At 65.4% G+C, this 15,813-nt stretch carries 10 protein-coding genes; 5 read left to right on the forward strand and 5 right to left on the reverse strand.

Going from position 1 to position 15,813, the window contains the following annotated elements:
• Positions 1 to 77: 77 nt before the first annotated feature.
• The 3 genes from fdhF to AC07NT_RS12360 all read right to left on the reverse strand — a co-directional run bounded on the left by fdhF (position 78) and on the right by AC07NT_RS12360 (position 5,885).
• Positions 78 to 2,966 carry a formate dehydrogenase subunit alpha gene (gene fdhF / locus AC07NT_RS12350; protein ID WP_498598749.1) on the reverse strand — a complete coding sequence of 963 codons (2,889 nt, stop codon included), beginning with the start codon at positions 2,964 to 2,966 and terminating at the stop codon, positions 78 to 80.
• Positions 2,967 to 4,775: an NADH-ubiquinone oxidoreductase-F iron-sulfur binding region domain-containing protein gene (locus AC07NT_RS12355; RefSeq protein WP_498598748.1), complete on the reverse strand. Its 1,809-nt coding sequence runs from the start codon at positions 4,773 to 4,775 to the stop codon at positions 2,967 to 2,969.
• Positions 4,776 to 4,937: 162 nt separating this feature from the next.
• The gene (locus AC07NT_RS12360) at positions 4,938 to 5,885 is read right to left on the reverse strand and encodes a LysR family transcriptional regulator (protein WP_498598747.1); all 948 of its coding nucleotides are present in this window, start codon (positions 5,883 to 5,885) and stop codon (positions 4,938 to 4,940) included.
• A 178-nt stretch (positions 5,886 to 6,063) separates the two neighbouring features.
• Between AC07NT_RS12360 and AC07NT_RS12365 the strand changes: the two genes are divergently transcribed.
• Positions 6,064 to 7,194: an ABC transporter substrate-binding protein gene (locus tag AC07NT_RS12365; RefSeq protein ID WP_498598746.1), complete on the forward strand. Its 1,131-nt coding sequence runs from the start codon at positions 6,064 to 6,066 to the stop codon at positions 7,192 to 7,194.
• Positions 7,195 to 7,222: 28 nt separating this feature from the next.
• On the opposite strand, the gene apbC is transcribed toward AC07NT_RS12365, so the two are convergent.
• Entirely contained in the window at positions 7,223 to 8,314 is a 1,092-nt protein-coding gene (gene apbC, locus AC07NT_RS12370; RefSeq protein WP_498598745.1) for an iron-sulfur cluster carrier protein ApbC, read from the reverse strand.
• Between the two features lie 135 nt (positions 8,315 to 8,449).
• Here apbC and AC07NT_RS12375 point away from each other — a divergent pair, with 135 nt between their 5' ends.
• On the forward strand, positions 8,450 to 9,724 hold the full coding sequence (locus AC07NT_RS12375; RefSeq protein WP_498598744.1) for a patatin-like phospholipase family protein: 1,275 nt from the start codon (positions 8,450 to 8,452) through the stop codon (positions 9,722 to 9,724).
• A 64-nt stretch (positions 9,725 to 9,788) separates the two neighbouring features.
• Positions 9,789 to 11,852 (forward strand): methionine--tRNA ligase, encoded by a 2,064-nt coding sequence (gene metG, locus AC07NT_RS12380; protein WP_498598743.1) that lies wholly within the window; start codon positions 9,789 to 9,791, stop codon positions 11,850 to 11,852.
• A 6-nt stretch (positions 11,853 to 11,858) separates the two neighbouring features.
• Here metG and AC07NT_RS12385 read toward each other — a convergent pair whose 3' ends face one another.
• Complete coding sequence (locus tag AC07NT_RS12385; protein WP_498598742.1) at positions 11,859 to 13,022, reverse strand: GGDEF domain-containing protein; 1,164 nt, start codon at positions 13,020 to 13,022, stop codon at positions 11,859 to 11,861.
• Between the two features lie 221 nt (positions 13,023 to 13,243).
• Between AC07NT_RS12385 and AC07NT_RS12390 the strand changes: the two genes are divergently transcribed.
• Complete coding sequence (locus AC07NT_RS12390) at positions 13,244 to 14,017, forward strand: YoaK family protein (protein ID WP_498598741.1); 774 nt, start codon at positions 13,244 to 13,246, stop codon at positions 14,015 to 14,017.
• Positions 14,018 to 14,059: 42 nt separating this feature from the next.
• Positions 14,060 to 15,754: a SulP family inorganic anion transporter gene (locus AC07NT_RS12395; RefSeq protein ID WP_498598740.1), complete on the forward strand. Its 1,695-nt coding sequence runs from the start codon at positions 14,060 to 14,062 to the stop codon at positions 15,752 to 15,754.
• The last annotated feature ends 59 nt before the right edge of the window (positions 15,755 to 15,813 follow it).

Raw genomic sequence — 15,813 nt, forward strand, 5'->3', positions numbered from 1 at the left:
CAAAGAAAAAGGCCTTGCGATCACTCGCAAGGCCCTTGAGCTCATCCCGCTGGAAGCGGAAGAAGATCTGCCGCCGTTCAGCCCAGCATGGCCTCCGCCGCGCCAAAGCCCTGCGTCTTCGCAGGCTTGCCACCACGACGGATAGACACCGCGCAGTACTTGAACTCCGGGATCTTGCCCACGGGGTCCAGCGCCGCATTGGTGATCAGGTTGGCAGCCGCCTCATAGTAGGCGAAGGGGATGAAGACGGCGCCGCGTGGCGTGCCGTCATCACGGCGCAGGTGGATGGCCACCTGGCCGCGGCGCGAGGCCACGGTCACCACATCGCCGGGCTTCAGGCCCAGCTCGGTCATGTCGTCACCGCACATGGAGGCGGTGGCGATGGGCTCGATGGCATCGAGCACACCCGAGCGACGCGTCATGCTGCCCGTGTGCCAGTGTTCGAGCTGGCGGCCCGTGATGAGCACGAAGGGGAACTCGGCATCCGGACGCTCGTTGGCCGGGATGATGTCGGCCGGCACGAGCCTGACCTTGCCGTCCTTGGTATCGAACTTGTCGATGAAAACGGTGGGTTGGCCCGGGTCTTCAGCGCTCAGGCAGGGATAGGTCACGCTGGATTCCTTCTCCAGGCGCTCCCAGGTGATGCCCGAGATGACGGCGTGCATGGCCTGGCGCATTTCCTCGTACACCGCAGCCACGCCGGCGTGCTCGCCGGGGTAGTTCCAGTTCAGACCCATGCGCTTGGCGATCTGCTGGATGATCCAGAGGTCGGGCTTGGCCTCGCCGGGCGGCGTGACGGCCTGTTTGCCCATCTGCACCATGCGGTCGGTGTTGCTGACGGTACCGGTCTTCTCGGGCCAGGCGGTAGCGGGCAGGATCACGTCGGCCAGCCAGGCGGTCTCGGTCATGAAGATGTCCTGCACCACCAGATGCTTGAGCTCGGCCAACGCATGGCGGGCATGGTTCAGGTCCGGGTCGCTCATGGCGGGGTTCTCGCCCTCGACGTACATGCCATGGATCTTGTGCGGATCGCTGTCGTCGACCAAGGCCTTGTGCATGATCTCCACCACGGTATAGCCGGGCTTGTCGTCGAGCTTGCTGCCCCAGAACTTCTCGAACCACTGGTGCACTTCCTTGTTGTCCACGCGCTGGTAGTTCGGGAACATCATGGGAATCAGGCCGGCGTCGCTGGCGCCCTGCACATTGTTCTGGCCGCGCAGCGGGTGCAGGCCGGAACCGGGCTTGCCGATCTGGCCCGTCACCGCGCACAGCGCGATCAGGCAACGTGCATTGTCGGTGCCGTGCACGTGCTGGCTCACGCCCATGCCCCACAGGATCATGGAGGCCTTGGAGGTGGCGAACTCGCGCGCCACTTCCCGCAGCTGGGCCGCAGGAATGCCGCAGATGGGTTCCATGGCTTCGGGGCTGTAACCCTTGACGTTGGCCTTCAGGGCCTCGAAGTTGCTCGCGCGCTTCTTCAGGAACTCCTTGTCGACCAGGCCTTCCTCGATCACCGTGTAGATCATGGCGTTCAGCATGGCCACGTCGGTATCAGGCTTGAACTGCAGGGTGCGCCAAGCGTGCTTGCCGATGTCGGTGATGCGCGGGTCGGCCAGCACGATCTTGGTGCCGTTCTTCGCAGCGTTCTTGAACCAGGTCGCTGCCACCGGGTGGTTGGCCGTGGGATTGGAGCCGATCAGCAGGATCAGGCCCGAGTTCTCCACGTCATTGACCTGGTTGGACACGGCGCCCGAGCCCACGCCCTCTAGCAGGGCCGACACGCTGGAGGCATGGCACAGACGCGTGCAATGGTCCACGTTGTTGCTGCCGAAGCCGGTGCGCACCAGCTTCTGGAAGAGGTAGGCCTCTTCGTTGCTGCCCTTGGCCGAGCCGAAACCGGCCAGGGCCTTGAGGCCGTATTTGTCGCGCAGGCCCTTGAGGCCGCCACCGGCCATGTCCAGCGCCTCGTCCCAGCTGGCTTCGCGGAACATGCTCAGGATGACCGATGGATCCTCGCTCATCTGGCGGTTCAGCTCGTCGATGGCCTCCGGGTCCTTGGGCACGCCGGCCTTGCGGATCAGGGGTTTGGTCAGACGCTGCGGGTTGTGTGCATAGTCGAAACCGAAGCGGCCCTTGACGCACAGGCGGCTGTGGTTGGCCGGGCCGTCGCGCCCGTCCACGCTGATGATCTTGTTGTCCTTGACGTTGTAGGTCAGCAGGCAACCGACGCCGCAGAAGGGGCAGACCGAGTCGACCTTCTTGTCGACCTGCTGCGAACCCACACGGCTCTTGGGCATGAGCGCGCCGGTCGGGCAGGCCTGAACGCATTCGCCGCAGGCCACGCAGGTGCTGTCGCCCATGGAGTCACCCAGGTCGAACACGATCTCACTGTGGCTGCCACGCATGGCGTAGCCGATCACGTCGTTCACCTGTTCTTCGCGGCAGGCGCGCACGCAGCGGTTGCACTGGATGCAGGCGTCGAGGTTGACGGCCATGGCCGGGTGCGAGATGTCAGCCACCGGCTGCTCGCGGCGCAAGGCCTTGAGCGCGGGGCGCACGGTCACGCCCGCCTGGTCAGCCCACTGCGAGAGCTCACCGTGCTGCAGGGATTCGTCCTGCTCGTCCCATTTGTAACCCGTATCGGGCATGTCGGACAGCAGCATCTCGAGCACCATCTTCTGGCTCTTGACGGCGCGTTCGCTCTTGCTCTGCACCTCCATGCCGGCGGTGGCGCTGCGGCAGCAGCTGGGAGCCAGGGTGCGCTCGCCCTTGACTTCGACCACGCAGGCGCGGCAGTTGCCGTCCGGGCGCATGCCCTCCTTGTAGCAAAGGTGCGGAATCTCCATGCCCATGCGCTTGGCCACGGTCAGGATGGTTTCGCCGCCGTAGGCCTGGGCCTTTTTGCCATCGAGGGTGAACTCGACAACCTGGGGGGCGAGTTCGTTGAGCTTGGCAGGTGCGTTCATTTATGCGAGCTCCTGGGGGAAGTATTTCTGGACAGAGCGGATGGGATTCGGTGCAGCCTGACCCAGGCCGCAGATGGAGGCGTCGGCCATGACCTGGCACAGGTCTTCCAGCGTCTCGTTGTCCCACTTGGCGGATTCCATGAGCTTGACGGCCTTGGCCGTGCCCACGCGGCAGGGTGTGCACTGACCACAGCTCTCGTCCGCGAAGAAGCGCATCATGTTCACGGCGGCTTCGCGCGCCGTGTCCTTCTGGCTCAGCACGATGACGGCGGCCGAGCCGATGAAACATCCGTAGGGCTGCAGGGTGTCGAAGTCCAGCGGGATGTCGCCCATGCTGGCCGGCAGGATGCCGCCCGAGGCGCCACCCGGCAGGTAGGCGTAGAGCTCATGGCCGTCGAGCATGCCACCGCAATACTGGTCCACCAGTTCGCGGATGGTGATGCCGGCCGGCGCCAGCTTGACGCCCGGGTGCTTGACCCGGCCACTGACACTGAAGGAACGCAGGCCCTTGCGGCCGTTGGCGCCGAAGCTGCTGAACCACTGCGGCCCCTTCTGCACGATATCGCGCACCCAGTAGAGCGTCTCGAAGTTGTGCTCCAGTGTGGGACGGCCGAACAGGCCGACCTGGGCGATGTAGGGCGGACGCATGCGGGGTTCGCCGCGCTTGCCTTCGATGCTTTCGATCATCGCGGACTCTTCGCCGCAGATGTAGGCACCGGCACCGCGACGCAGCTCGATCAGGGGCAGCGGACAGGGCGGGTTGGCCTGCAGGGCAGCCAGTTCGGCCTCCAGCAAGGCACGCGCGCCGTGGTATTCATCACGCAGGTAGATATAACAGGCACCCACACCCACGGCGTAGGCCGCGACCAGCAGGCCTTCGAGGAAACGGTGGGGATCGCGTTCCAGGTAGGTACGGTCCTTGAAGGTACCGGGTTCGCCTTCGTCGATGTTCACGGCCATCAGCTTGGGGGCAGGCTGGTCGCGCACGATGCGCCACTTGCGGCCAGCCGGGAAGCCGGCGCCGCCCAGGCCGCGCAGGCCCGAGTCTTCCATGGCCTTGATGACCGGTTCAACTTCCTGCTTGCCGCTGAGCAGCTCGGCCGCCAGCTTGTAGCCACCCTTGGCCTTGTAGGCCTCGTAGCCCACGTAATCAGGCGAAACCTGCTGCTGCGAGGGTGCGGGGGAGATGGATTTGAGCGCCAGGGCCGCCGGGTCGAAGACGGCCTTGCCGGAGGACTTGGGCTGCGTGCTGATGCCGGACTTCACGGCCTTGGCCACGGATTCGGGCGTGGCGCGCAGCACAGGGTTCTGGTGCACCACGGCCACCGGGGCCTGCTCGCAACGACCCACGCAGGGCGCGTGGAGCACACGCACGTCGCCACCCAGGGTGGTCTGCAGCTTGCTCATGAGGCTCTGGGCACCATGCATCTCGCAGCTCAGGCCGTCGCAGACGCGCACGGTCAGGCCAGGGGCTTTCTCATCACCCTTGACCACTTCGAAGTGGTGATAGAAGGTAGCGACTTCATAGACTTCGGCCATGGGAATGTTCATTTCCTTGGCCAGGGCCACCAGGTGCCGGTCGTGCAGGCAGCGGTAGGCGTCGTTGAGCTTGTGCAGGTATTCGATGAGCAAGTCGCGGCGATGGCCATTGGCCGGCTTGGCACCGATCAGGGTGATCACTTCGGTCAGAGACTTGTCGTCGGCCTGACGGCCCTTGAGCTTGCTCTTGCGGCGGATGCGCTCCCGCAGGTCGTCGACCGTAGCGACGACGACGGCCTGGATTTCGCCTTTGCGGCCGGGATGGTTCATGGGTATGTCCCTCGGTTCATAACTATGCGCGCAGTGTCGGCCCGAGCCCCAAACCGGTCAAATTGGATCGGGACATGTCATCATTCAAAAAATAAATGATGCACTGCGGTAGATAACAGCGATTCTTATTGAACTAGGCCGATTGCTGGCCCCAGCCGGGGCTCAGGCGTGCAACAGACCGCTGTGGGCAGCTGCGTGGCGCAGCCAGGCCGCGTCCTGCGCCAGGGTCAGGGCCGCCTCGAGGGGGCGGGAGTGCCGCTCGGTCGTCTGCACCATGAAACCGATGGGAGTACGCACTTCAGGGCCGCTCAGCGGCCGGGCTTCGAGTTCGCGGTAGGCACGCACAGCACCGACCAGGGCACCGGGCATGACGCAGCAAACCGCCCCGCCTACGGCGCTGAGCGCCAGGGTCAGCAGGGAATTGGTTTCCAGCACGGGCCGCACCTTGGCACCAGCCTCGATGAAGGCACCGTCCACGATGTGGCGGTTGTACATCTCGGACGTCATCAGGCACAGGGGCAACTGAGCCGCATCCAGCCAGGTCATGGGTGGACCGAAATGCATGCCCTGCGCTTGGGGCGCCAGCGGCTGTGTGGCCTTGCGCACCAGGAAATAGTGCTCGGTGTACTGCGGCAGGGTCTGCAGGGACCCGGCGCGCACGCGCTCGGTGAAACCCAGGCCCATGTCCAGCGTGAGCTCCTCCAGCCCGGCCTCGATCTCCTGCGAACTCATGGAGCGCACCACGGGTGTGATGCCCGGGTGGCGCGCCTGCAGCATGGCCGCGAAACGCGCGGCCACCGGCTCGGCAGAGGGAACGACGCCGATGCCCAGACGCCCCTGGGGCTGGCCTCCCACGCTGCTGAGGTCCTGCTTGAGCAGTTGTTCTTCGCGCAGCATGAGACGCGCGCTCTCCAGCAGGCGCTCGCCCTCGGGCGTGAAACCCACGAAGGTGCGCCCACGCTTGACGATCGAGGAGCCGAACTCCTCCTCCAGCGCTCGCAGGGCGTTGGAAAGCGCAGGCTGCGTGACGAAGCAGGCCTGCGCGGCGCGCGCGAAGTGCTTGTGCTCGTCGAGTGCGACGAGGTAACGCATGGACACCAGGAGATTCATCGGACCGCCATCTTGCCAGAACGTGAACTTATGCACGCGCAGGCCAATGTCCTAGGGGAAACCACCAAAGCAGAAATTCAATTGATTCATTCAAATAACTATATTGAATAACTAAATAAGAGCATGAAGGCCACCGACGGCCTCTTGCACGACAGGGAGGACTCTTCAGGAGACCCATATGTTTCGACCCCTCGTACTGGCTATAGGATTGATGATGGGCGGCCTGGCCGCCGCGGGAGACCGCGGTGTCACACCCACGGAAATACGCCTGGGAGCCTCTGCCGTGCTGAGCGGACCGCTCGGTCCGCAGACGCTGGAATTCGGCGAAGGTTCGCGTCTGTACTTTGACGCAGTGAATGCAGCGGGCGGCGTGCACGGGCGCAAGATCGTCTACAGCACGCTCGATGACGGCTTCGACGTGAAGCGCGCCGTCGAAAACACCCGCAGGCTGATCGACGAACAGGGCGTGTTCATGATCTACAACAACACGGGCACGGCCCAGACCGGGGCCATCCTGCCCCTGGCGGAAGAAAGCCGCACGCTCATCTTCGGTCCGGTCACCGGCGCCACGGTCTTTCGCAACAAGGTCAACCCCTACCTCTTCCATGTGAGGGCGAGTTATGCCGACGAGGCACGTCGCATCGTGGCGCATCTGCAGGAAACCGGCATCAGCCGCGTCGCCGTGGTGTACCAGGACGACGGCCTGGGCAAGACTCTGCTGGCCGAGCTGCAGCAGGCCGCGGCGGCAGCCAAGATCCGGTTCGACACTGAGGTGAAGCTTGACCCCAAGGCCCCGGACTATCCAGCGGCGGCCGCAGCCACCGAACGGGCCCAGCCCCAGGCCGTGCTGCTAGGTACCGCCGGTGGCACGATGACGAACTACATCAAGGCAACGCTCCAGACCAGCTTGCGCCCCACCTTCTACGGATTTTCGGTCGCCAACGTCGACCTGATCCGGCGCGACCTGAAGGAACAGGCGCGAGGCATCGTGCTGGCGCAGGTCATGCCCCCGCTACGCAACACGACGATCCCGGTGGTGGCTGAATACCACCGGATCCTGCGTGAGAGGAACCCGTCGGTGGCCCCGTCGGCCTTCCAGCTCGAAGGTTTCGTCCATGCCAAGCTGCTGGTCGAGGGCCTGCGCCGTACTGGACGCAATCTGAGCACCGCATCGTTCATCAAGACCATGGAAGACGCGGGCGAAATCAGCTTTGGCCGCTTCGCAGCGAAGTACTCACCCAGCTCCCACAACGGATCGACCTACGTCGAACTGGCCATCATCGACAACGCCGGCCAGCTGCGCTACTAGGCCGCCCCACTCATCGGGCCGACACGGTTCAGGTCTCTTTCGAGATCTTGATGCTCGGGAATTTGCCGGAGAAGTCCTTGTTCTTGGCCGCGATGGACACGGCCACCTGGCGCGCCACAGCCTTGTAGATGCCAGCAACCTCGCCGTCCGGATCGGCGACCACGGTGGGTTTGCCGTTATCGGCCTGAACGCGGATCTGCATATTGAGCGGCAGAGCACCCAGGTAGTCCATGCCGTACTCGGCTGCCATCTTCTTGCCGCCGTCAGCGCCGAAGATGTGTTCGATGTGGCCGCAGTTGCTGCACACATGCACCGCCATGTTCTCCACGATGCCCAGGATGGGCACGCCCACCTTCTCGAACATCTTGATGCCCTTCTTGGCGTCCAGCAGGGCGATGTCCTGCGGCGTGGTGACGATGACCGCGCCCGTCATGGGCACACGCTGGCTCAGCGTGAGCTGGATGTCACCGGTGCCCGGGGGCATATCGACGATCAGGTAGTCCAGGTCCTTCCAGTTGGTCTGGCGCAGCAGCTGCTCCAGCGCCTGGGTGGCCATGGGGCCGCGCCAGATCATGGCCTCGTCCTGGGCAACCAGGAAACCGATGGACATGACCTGCACGCCATAGTTCTCCAGCGGCTCCATGGTCTTGCCGTCGTCACTCTCGGGCCGGCCGTCAATGCCCATCATCATGGGCTGGCTGGGGCCGTAGATGTCGGCGTCCAGGATGCCCACGCTGGCGCCTTCGGCGGCCAGGGCCAGGGCCAGGTTGACGGCCGTGGTGCTCTTGCCCACGCCACCCTTGCCCGAGGCCACGGCCACAATGTTCTTGACCTTGGGCAACAGGGCCACGCCGCGCTGCACGGCGTGTGCGACGATCTTGCTTGTGATGTTGATCGAAACGTTGTTGACGCCGGCCACACCTTTGGCGGCGGCGATCAGCGACTTGCGAAATCCGGGGATCTGGCTCTTGGCCGGGTAGCCGAGTTCGACGTCGAAAGACACGTCGCCGTCCTGGATGACCAAGCTTTTGATGGACTTGGTACTCACAAAATCCTTGCCCGTGTTCGGGTCCACCACCGCCTTGAGCGCCTCCATCAAGGCCTGTTCTGTCACTGCCATTCATTACTCCTGAAGTGCGCATAGTCTAGCGGCCGGCGTGAAAACCCCGCGGGTGTGGGCAAATTGCATAAGTACTGACTTTTTCTGCGCCACTCCCGGGTGACGTCAGCACTCACCCCGCCACATAATGGCCGCATGGTCAACGATGCCCCCACCGACACGAGCCCGCCGCGCATCGGCCTGCTGCTGACCGGCGGCGGCGCACGCGCGGCCTACCAGGTGGGCGTGCTCCAGGCCCTGGCCGAGTTGCGCCGCGCCCGCGCGCCCGGGGCGCCGGCCTCCAGCCCCTTCACCATCATCACCGGCACCTCCGCCGGCGCCATCAACGCCGCCTCGCTGGCCTGCGGCGCCGACGACTTCGACCTTGCGGTGCAACGCATCGTCTCGGTCTGGCAGAACTTCGAGGCCGGCCAGGTCTACGAAGCCGACCTGCTGAGCGTGCTGCGCAGCGGCGCGCGCTGGATGAGCCTGCTGTCCCTGGGCTGGCTGATCGCGCGCTGGCGCCGCATCAAGCCCCGCTCGCTGCTGGACAACTCGCCGCTCGACGAACTGCTGCACAGGATGGTGCCTCTGGAACGCCTGCCCCAGCTGATCGCCCAGGGCCACCTGCACGCCCTCGCCATCACGGCCTCCAGCTATAGCTCGGGCCACCATGTCACCTTCTTCGAAGGCAGCGAAGAACTGCAGCCCTGGGTGCGCTCGCAGCGCCTGGCGGTACGCGACCACATCAGCCACGAACACCTGCTGGCCTCCTCGGCCATCCCCTTCGTCTTCCCAGCCAAGGCCCTGGCCATCAACGATGGCGTTGAGTACTTCGGCGACGGCTCCATGCGCCAGACCGCACCGGTGGCACCGGCCATCCACCTGGGGGCCGAGCGCATCGTGGTGGTGGGTGCCGGCCGCATGAGCGAACCGCGCGACACCCTGCTGCGCGCCGCCCCCACCACCTACCCCTCGCTGGCGCAGATCGCCGGCCACGCCATGTCCAGCATCTTCCTGGACGCACTGGCGGTGGACATCGAACGCATACGCCGCATCAACCAGACGCTCAACCTGATCCCGCGTGAAGCCCGTCAGGCCAGCGCGCTCAAGCCGGTGGAATTGCTGGTGATCTCGCCCTCCGAGCGCATCGATCAGATTGCCGCCAAGCACGCAGGTGCCCTGCCGCACGCTGTGCGCGCGCTGCTGGGCGGCCTGGGCGTGTCGTCCAGCCAGGCCGACGTCAAGGGCGGTGCGCTGGCCAGCTACCTGCTGTTCGAAGCCGCCTACACCCGCGAACTCATGGCCATGGGCCACGCTGACACTCTGCGCCAGGAAGACGAGGTCTGCCGCTTCTTCAGCTGGAACGGGGCAGCAGCCACGCCCCCTTCTCGCCCGCAGGTCGAGCGGCGCAGCGTCGCGCGTGCCTGAGCCCGCCTGCGGCGCATGGGCCGGGGCGACTAAAATCGCGGGTTCCCCTGCGAAAGTGCCCCTCATGACCCGCAAGCTCTTTGTCACCACCGCCCTGCCCTACGCCAACGGCAACTTCCACATCGGCCACATCATGGAGTACATCCAGGCCGATATCTGGGTGCGTCTGCAGCGCATGCTGGGCCATGAGGTGAACTTTGTCGGGGCCGACGACACCCACGGCGCGCCCATCATGATCGCGGCCGAGAAGGCCGGCAAGACACCACAAGCTTTCGTGGCCGACATTGCCGCCGGCCGCAAACCCTATCTGGACGGTTTCCACATCGCCTTCGACAACTGGAGCTCGACCGACAGCCCCGAAAACCACCAGCTCGCCAAGGCCATCTACCTGGACCTCAAGGCCAATGGCCTGATCTCCAGCAAGGTGGTTGAACAATTCTTCGACCCCGAGAAGAAGATGTTCCTGCCGGACCGCTACATCAAGGGCGAATGCCCCAAGTGCCACGCCAAGGACCAGTACGGGGACAACTGCGAGGTCTGCGGCTCGGTCTACGCGCCCACGGACCTGATCAACCCCTACTCGACCCTGTCCGGCGCCAAGCCGGTGCTCAAGAGCTCCGAGCACTTCTTCTTCCAGCTGTCCGACCCGCGCTGCGTGGCTTTCCTTGAAGAATGGACACAGGACGGGCGCCTGCAACCCGAGGTGGCCAACAAGATCAAGGAATGGTTCGCCGTGCGCACCAACCCGGACGGCAGCAAAAGCGAAGGCCTGGGCGACTGGGACATTTCACGGGACGCGCCCTATTTCGGCATCGAGATCCCCGATGCACCGGGCAAGTACTTCTACGTTTGGCTGGACGCGCCCGTGGGTTACCTGGCCTCACTCAAGAACCTGCTGGACAAGCGCGGCCAGAATTACGAAACCTACATCGCAGATCCGAAGCTGGAGCAGTACCACTTCATCGGCAAGGACATCGTGACCTTCCACACCCTGTTCTGGCCGGCCATGCTGAAGTTCAGCGGCCGCAAGACGCCGGACAAGGTTTTCGTGCACGGCTTCCTCACCGTGAACAACGGCGAGAAGATGAGCAAGAGTCGCGGCACCGGACTGGACCCGCTCAAGTACCTCGCCCTGGGCATGAACCCGGAGTGGCTGCGTTATTACCTGGCTGCCAAACTCAGCGCACGCAACGAGGACATCGACTTCAACGCCGACGACTTCATGGCGCGTGTCAACAGCGACTTGGTGGGCAAGTACATCAACATCGCCTCGCGCGCGGCCGGCTTCATCGCCAAACGCTTCGGCGGCAAGCTCGGGGAGTACTCGGGCGACGGCGATGCCCTGCTGGAGCATCTGCGTGACGGCGCCGCCGGCCTGGCCGAATTGATGGCCGAACGCGAGTACGGCAAGGCCCTGCGTGAAGTCATGCTGCTGGCCGACCGTGTCAACGCTTATGTGGACCAGAACAAGCCCTGGGAACTGGCCAAGCAGGAGGGCATGGACAGCCGTCTGCACGACGTCTGCACCGTCTGCATCGAAGCCTTCCGCCTGCTGACCCTGTACCTGAAACCCGTGCTGCCGGCCCTGGCCGCACAGGTCGAAGCCTTCCTCAAGGTCGATCCCCTGCAGTGGAGCGACGCGGCCCGCGCACTGGGCGCTGGCCACGTCATCGGCGAGTACAAGCACCTGATGCAACGCGTGGACATCAAGCAGCTGGAAGCGCTGTTCGAAGCCCCTGCTGCGCCGGAGCCCGAGAAAGTGCTGCCGGGTGGTGAGGAGTTGGCTCCGACGATCAGCATCGACGATTTCGCCAAAATCGACCTGCGCATTGCCCAGATCGTCAACTGCGAAGCGGTGGACGGCTCGACCAAGCTGCTGCGCCTCACGCTGGACGTGGGCGAAGGCAAGACACGCAACGTCTTCTCTGGCATCGCCAGCGCCTACAAACCCGAAGAGCTGGTGGGCAAGCTCACCGTGATGGTGGCCAACCTGGCTCCGCGCAAGATGAAATTCGGCATCAGCGAAGGCATGGTGCTCGCCGCCAGCCACGCCGACGAGAAAGCCGAACCCGGCATCTATGTGCTCAACCCCTGGCCCGGTGCGCAACCCGGCATGCGGGTCAGATAATCTGGGTTACGCGGGACAGGGGGCAACGATGTAATGCGCCCGCCCGCTGCTCTTGACGCGGTACAGTGCCTCGTCGGCGCAGCGCACCAGGCTCTCGGGCACCAGCTCCTGCACGGCCACCACGGTGGCCACGCCGATGCTGACCGTCAGGTAATCCGCCACGGGTGAATCCTCATGCGGCATACGGGCCTGGACGATCTCGTCCATGCAGCGCTGCGCCACTGTCATGGCCACGTCGCCATCGGCACCGGGCAGCAGCAACGCAAACTCTTCGCCGCCATAACGCGCCACCAGTTCACCCGACCGCTGCGCGCAGTCATAGAGGATGGAGGCCACCTGGCGCAGGCAGGCGTCGCCGGCCAGGTGGCCATATCGGTCGTTGTAGCGCTTGAAGTGGTCGATGTCGAGCAGCAGCAGCGAGATGGGCTGGTTACTGCGCATGCTGCGCTGCCATTCGGTATAGAGGTGCTGGTCGAACTGGCGGCGGTTGGCCAAGCCGGTCAGGCCGTCGGTGGCCGAGAGCTGTTCCAGCTGCTGGTTGCTGCGCTCCAGTGCCATGCTCTTCTGCACCAGTTCGGTGACGTCCAGGCGCGCCATGACCAGGCAGCCCGAGGGCGTACTGATTTCATACAGGTGGGCCCAGCGACCATCGGGACGGGGCCGCAGCAGGGGCCGGTTGAGCTTGCCGCGCGCAGCCAGGCGCTCGCGCAGCCAGTCTTCTTCGCGACCCAGGGCGTCGGGGATGGCGCCGCGCTCCAGGGCACGGCGAAGTATGGATTCGAAGGACTGGCCGATGAGTTCACCGCCGTAGCGGTAGGGAGCCATTTCGGCCGCCGGGCGGTTGAAGAGCACCAGCCGGTCGTGCTGGTCATAGATGGCCACACCCAGGGGCAGGGCCTGGATGGCTTCCTGCAGACACTGGTGGTTCATTTCCAGGGCCTGGCGTTCGTATTCGCCGTTGAGCACATGGCGAACCACGGCCCGGCACAACACCATCAGGCCCAGGAGGAGCACCAGACCCATCCCGATGGCCATCCCGGTGGGCAGGCCGGGCGGTGCCAGCAGGATCACACTGCCGGTGAGGCCGGTGGCGGCCAGCAGGACGAGCAGGGCCAGCGACGTCAGCCAGCGATGGCCCGTCATGTCCACGAAATCCGCCAGATGCTTCACCGGGAACCTGATGAGTAAAGGGACTTGCGGCCCCAAAAAAGCCTGCGGGGCACACCGGCCATCTCATTACCGGTGTGCCCCTTGCCTGATGGCTGTGACAGCAGCCCCTCCAATGTAGGCAAGCCTGCGGGCGCTGCCTATCCCCCAAAAGGGTCATAGGGCAACACATTTCATCTCGCCAGGCGAAAAACTCACCCTTGGGCTGCCGCTAAACTGGACACATGCCCAGTCCCCGGCCGCCCTCCCACCCCCATTGGTGGGCCGACGTCCACCGCTCCCCGGTGGCCAACTTGCGCCTGGGCATCTGCCTGAGCTTCATTGCCGGGGCCACGAACGCCGGCGGCTTCCTGGCCATCGGCCAGTACACCTCCCACATGACGGGCCTGCTGTCCTCGGTGGCCGACCACCTGGTGCTGGGCCAGTTCGCGCTGGTCGCGGCCAGCCTGGCGGCCATCGCCGCCTTCGTGGGCGGGGCTATGACCACGGCCCTGATGGTCAACTGGGGCCAACGACGCCAGCTGCGCAGCGCCTTTGCCCGGCCGCTGGCGCTGGAGACCAGTCTGCTGTTGGTCTTCGGCCTGTCCGGTGCCGCCATCAATCTGCACGCCGAACTGTTCGCGCCGCTGACCGTGCTGCTGCTGTGCTACATCATGGGCCTGCAGAACGCAGTGATCACCAAGGTGTCGAACGCCGAGATCCGCACCACCCACGTGACGGGACTGGTCACCGACATCGGCATCGAGCTGGGCAAGCTGGTCTATTTCAACCGCTCGCCCGCGCCGGCCAAGGTGGTGGCCAACCGGCGCAAGCTGCGCATCCACCTCGCGCTGGTGGCGGCCTTCTTCGCCGGCGGCCTGCTGGGCGCCCTGGGCTTCAAGCTCTGGGGCTACCTCACCACCCTGCCGCTGGCCGCCCTGCTCGGCCTGCTGGTTTCAGGGCCGCTGCTGTACGACCTGCGCCACGGGCGCCTGGCGCCACCCGCCACACCGGGCTGAAAAAGGCCTCGACGCCGCGATGCGGGAGTAAACTGACCCGCCATGCGCGCTGCCGAATCCGTTCGAACACTGGCCGCCTTCCGCCCCAAGCTGTTCGACACCCTGCCCGGTTACTCACGCACGCATTTCGCCCGCGACCTAGGCGCCGGCCTCACCGTAGGGGTGGTGGCCCTGCCGCTGGCCATGGCCTTTGCCATCGCCTCCGGGCTCAAGCCCGAGGCCGGCCTGTTCACCGCCATCATCGCCGGCTTCATCATCTCAGCCCTGGGCGGCAGCCGGGTGCAGATCGGCGGGCCGGCCGGCGCCTTCATCGTCATCGTCTACGGCATCCTGGAGCGCTACGGCCTGGCCAACCTGATCATCGCCACGGCCATGTCGGGCGTGCTGCTCTTCCTCATGGGCCTGTTCCGCCTGGGTACGCTGATCCGCTTCATTCCCGTGGCCGTGGTAATTGGCTTCACCAACGGCATCGCGGTGCTCATCCTGTTGTCCCAGGTCAAGGATTTCCTGGGCCTGGAACTGACCAGCGTGCCGTCCAGCTTCTTCGCCCTGCTCAGCGCCCTGGGCCACGCCCTGCACACCACCAACCCCGCCGCCCTGGGCGTCGCCCTGGGCTCCCTGTTGCTGGTAGTGGCCTGGCAGCAAGCCATGCCGCGCCTGGGACCCGCCAAGCTGCCCTTCACAGGCAAGCTCACCGTGGTGCCCGGCTCCATCGTCGCGCTGCTGGCCGCCACGCTGCTGAGCCGGCTGCTGGACCTGCAAGTCGAGACCATAGGCAGCAAGTTCGGCGGCATCCCGGCCGCCCTGCCCGCCTTCGCCTGGCCGGACTTCAGCTGGAGCACGGCGCGTTTCCTGCTGATGCCCGCGCTCACCTTGGCCCTGCTGGGCGCCATCGAATCCCTGCTGTGCGCACGCATCGCCGACGGCCTGACCGAAGACCGCCATAACCCCAACCAGGAGCTCATGGCGCAGGGCCTGGCCAATTTCGTCACGCCCTTCTTCGGCGGCATGCCGGCCACGGGCACCATCGCCCGCACTGTCACCAACGCCAAGAGCGGGGCCTGCAGCCCAGTCGCAGGCATGGTGCATGCGCTCACTTTGCTGGCCGTGGTCCTGGTGGCGGCGCCCCTGGCCAGCCACATCCCGCTGGCGGCGCTGGCCGGCATCCTGGTCTACGTGGCCTGGAACATGGGCGAATGGCGGGCCTTCGCGCAACTGCGCCAGTACCGCTTGCCCTACCGCATCACCCTGCTGGCGGTCTTCGGCCTGACCGTCGTGGTGGACCTGACCGTGGCGGTGGAGGTGGGCCTGATCGCCGCCTGCCTGACCTTTATCTACCGCATCTCCAGCCTGACACGGGCCGAAGCGGTCAGTGCCCAGGACCAGCCCCTGCTGGCCGGCCAGGACGGCCAGGTGCGGGCCTGGCGGCTCTATGGCGCCCTGTTCTTCGGGGCGGTCAAGCTGGTTGAAGACATGGAACGCCAGCTCCCCGCGCGCGCGCTGGTGCTGGACCTGAAGAACCTGATCTATGTGGATTCCTCGGGCGCCGACACTCTGATGGACCTGGCGCGCAGCTGCCAGCGACACGGGGTGCGCCTGATCCTCTGCGGCCTCGCGCACCAACCCCTGGACATCGCCCGGCGCAGCGGCCTGCTGGAACAGTTGCCCTTGCAGGATGTCTGCCCCGACCTGGCCCGGGGGCTGGCGGCTGCGGCCGCCCCGGCTTCAGCCCACTGAACCGGCCCTCCCCAGGGACTGGCTAAAATGGCCGGTTCCTGTCGACAAGGTTTAGCCCC

Source organism: Hylemonella sp. GW821-FHT10B10, assembly GCF_059415585.1.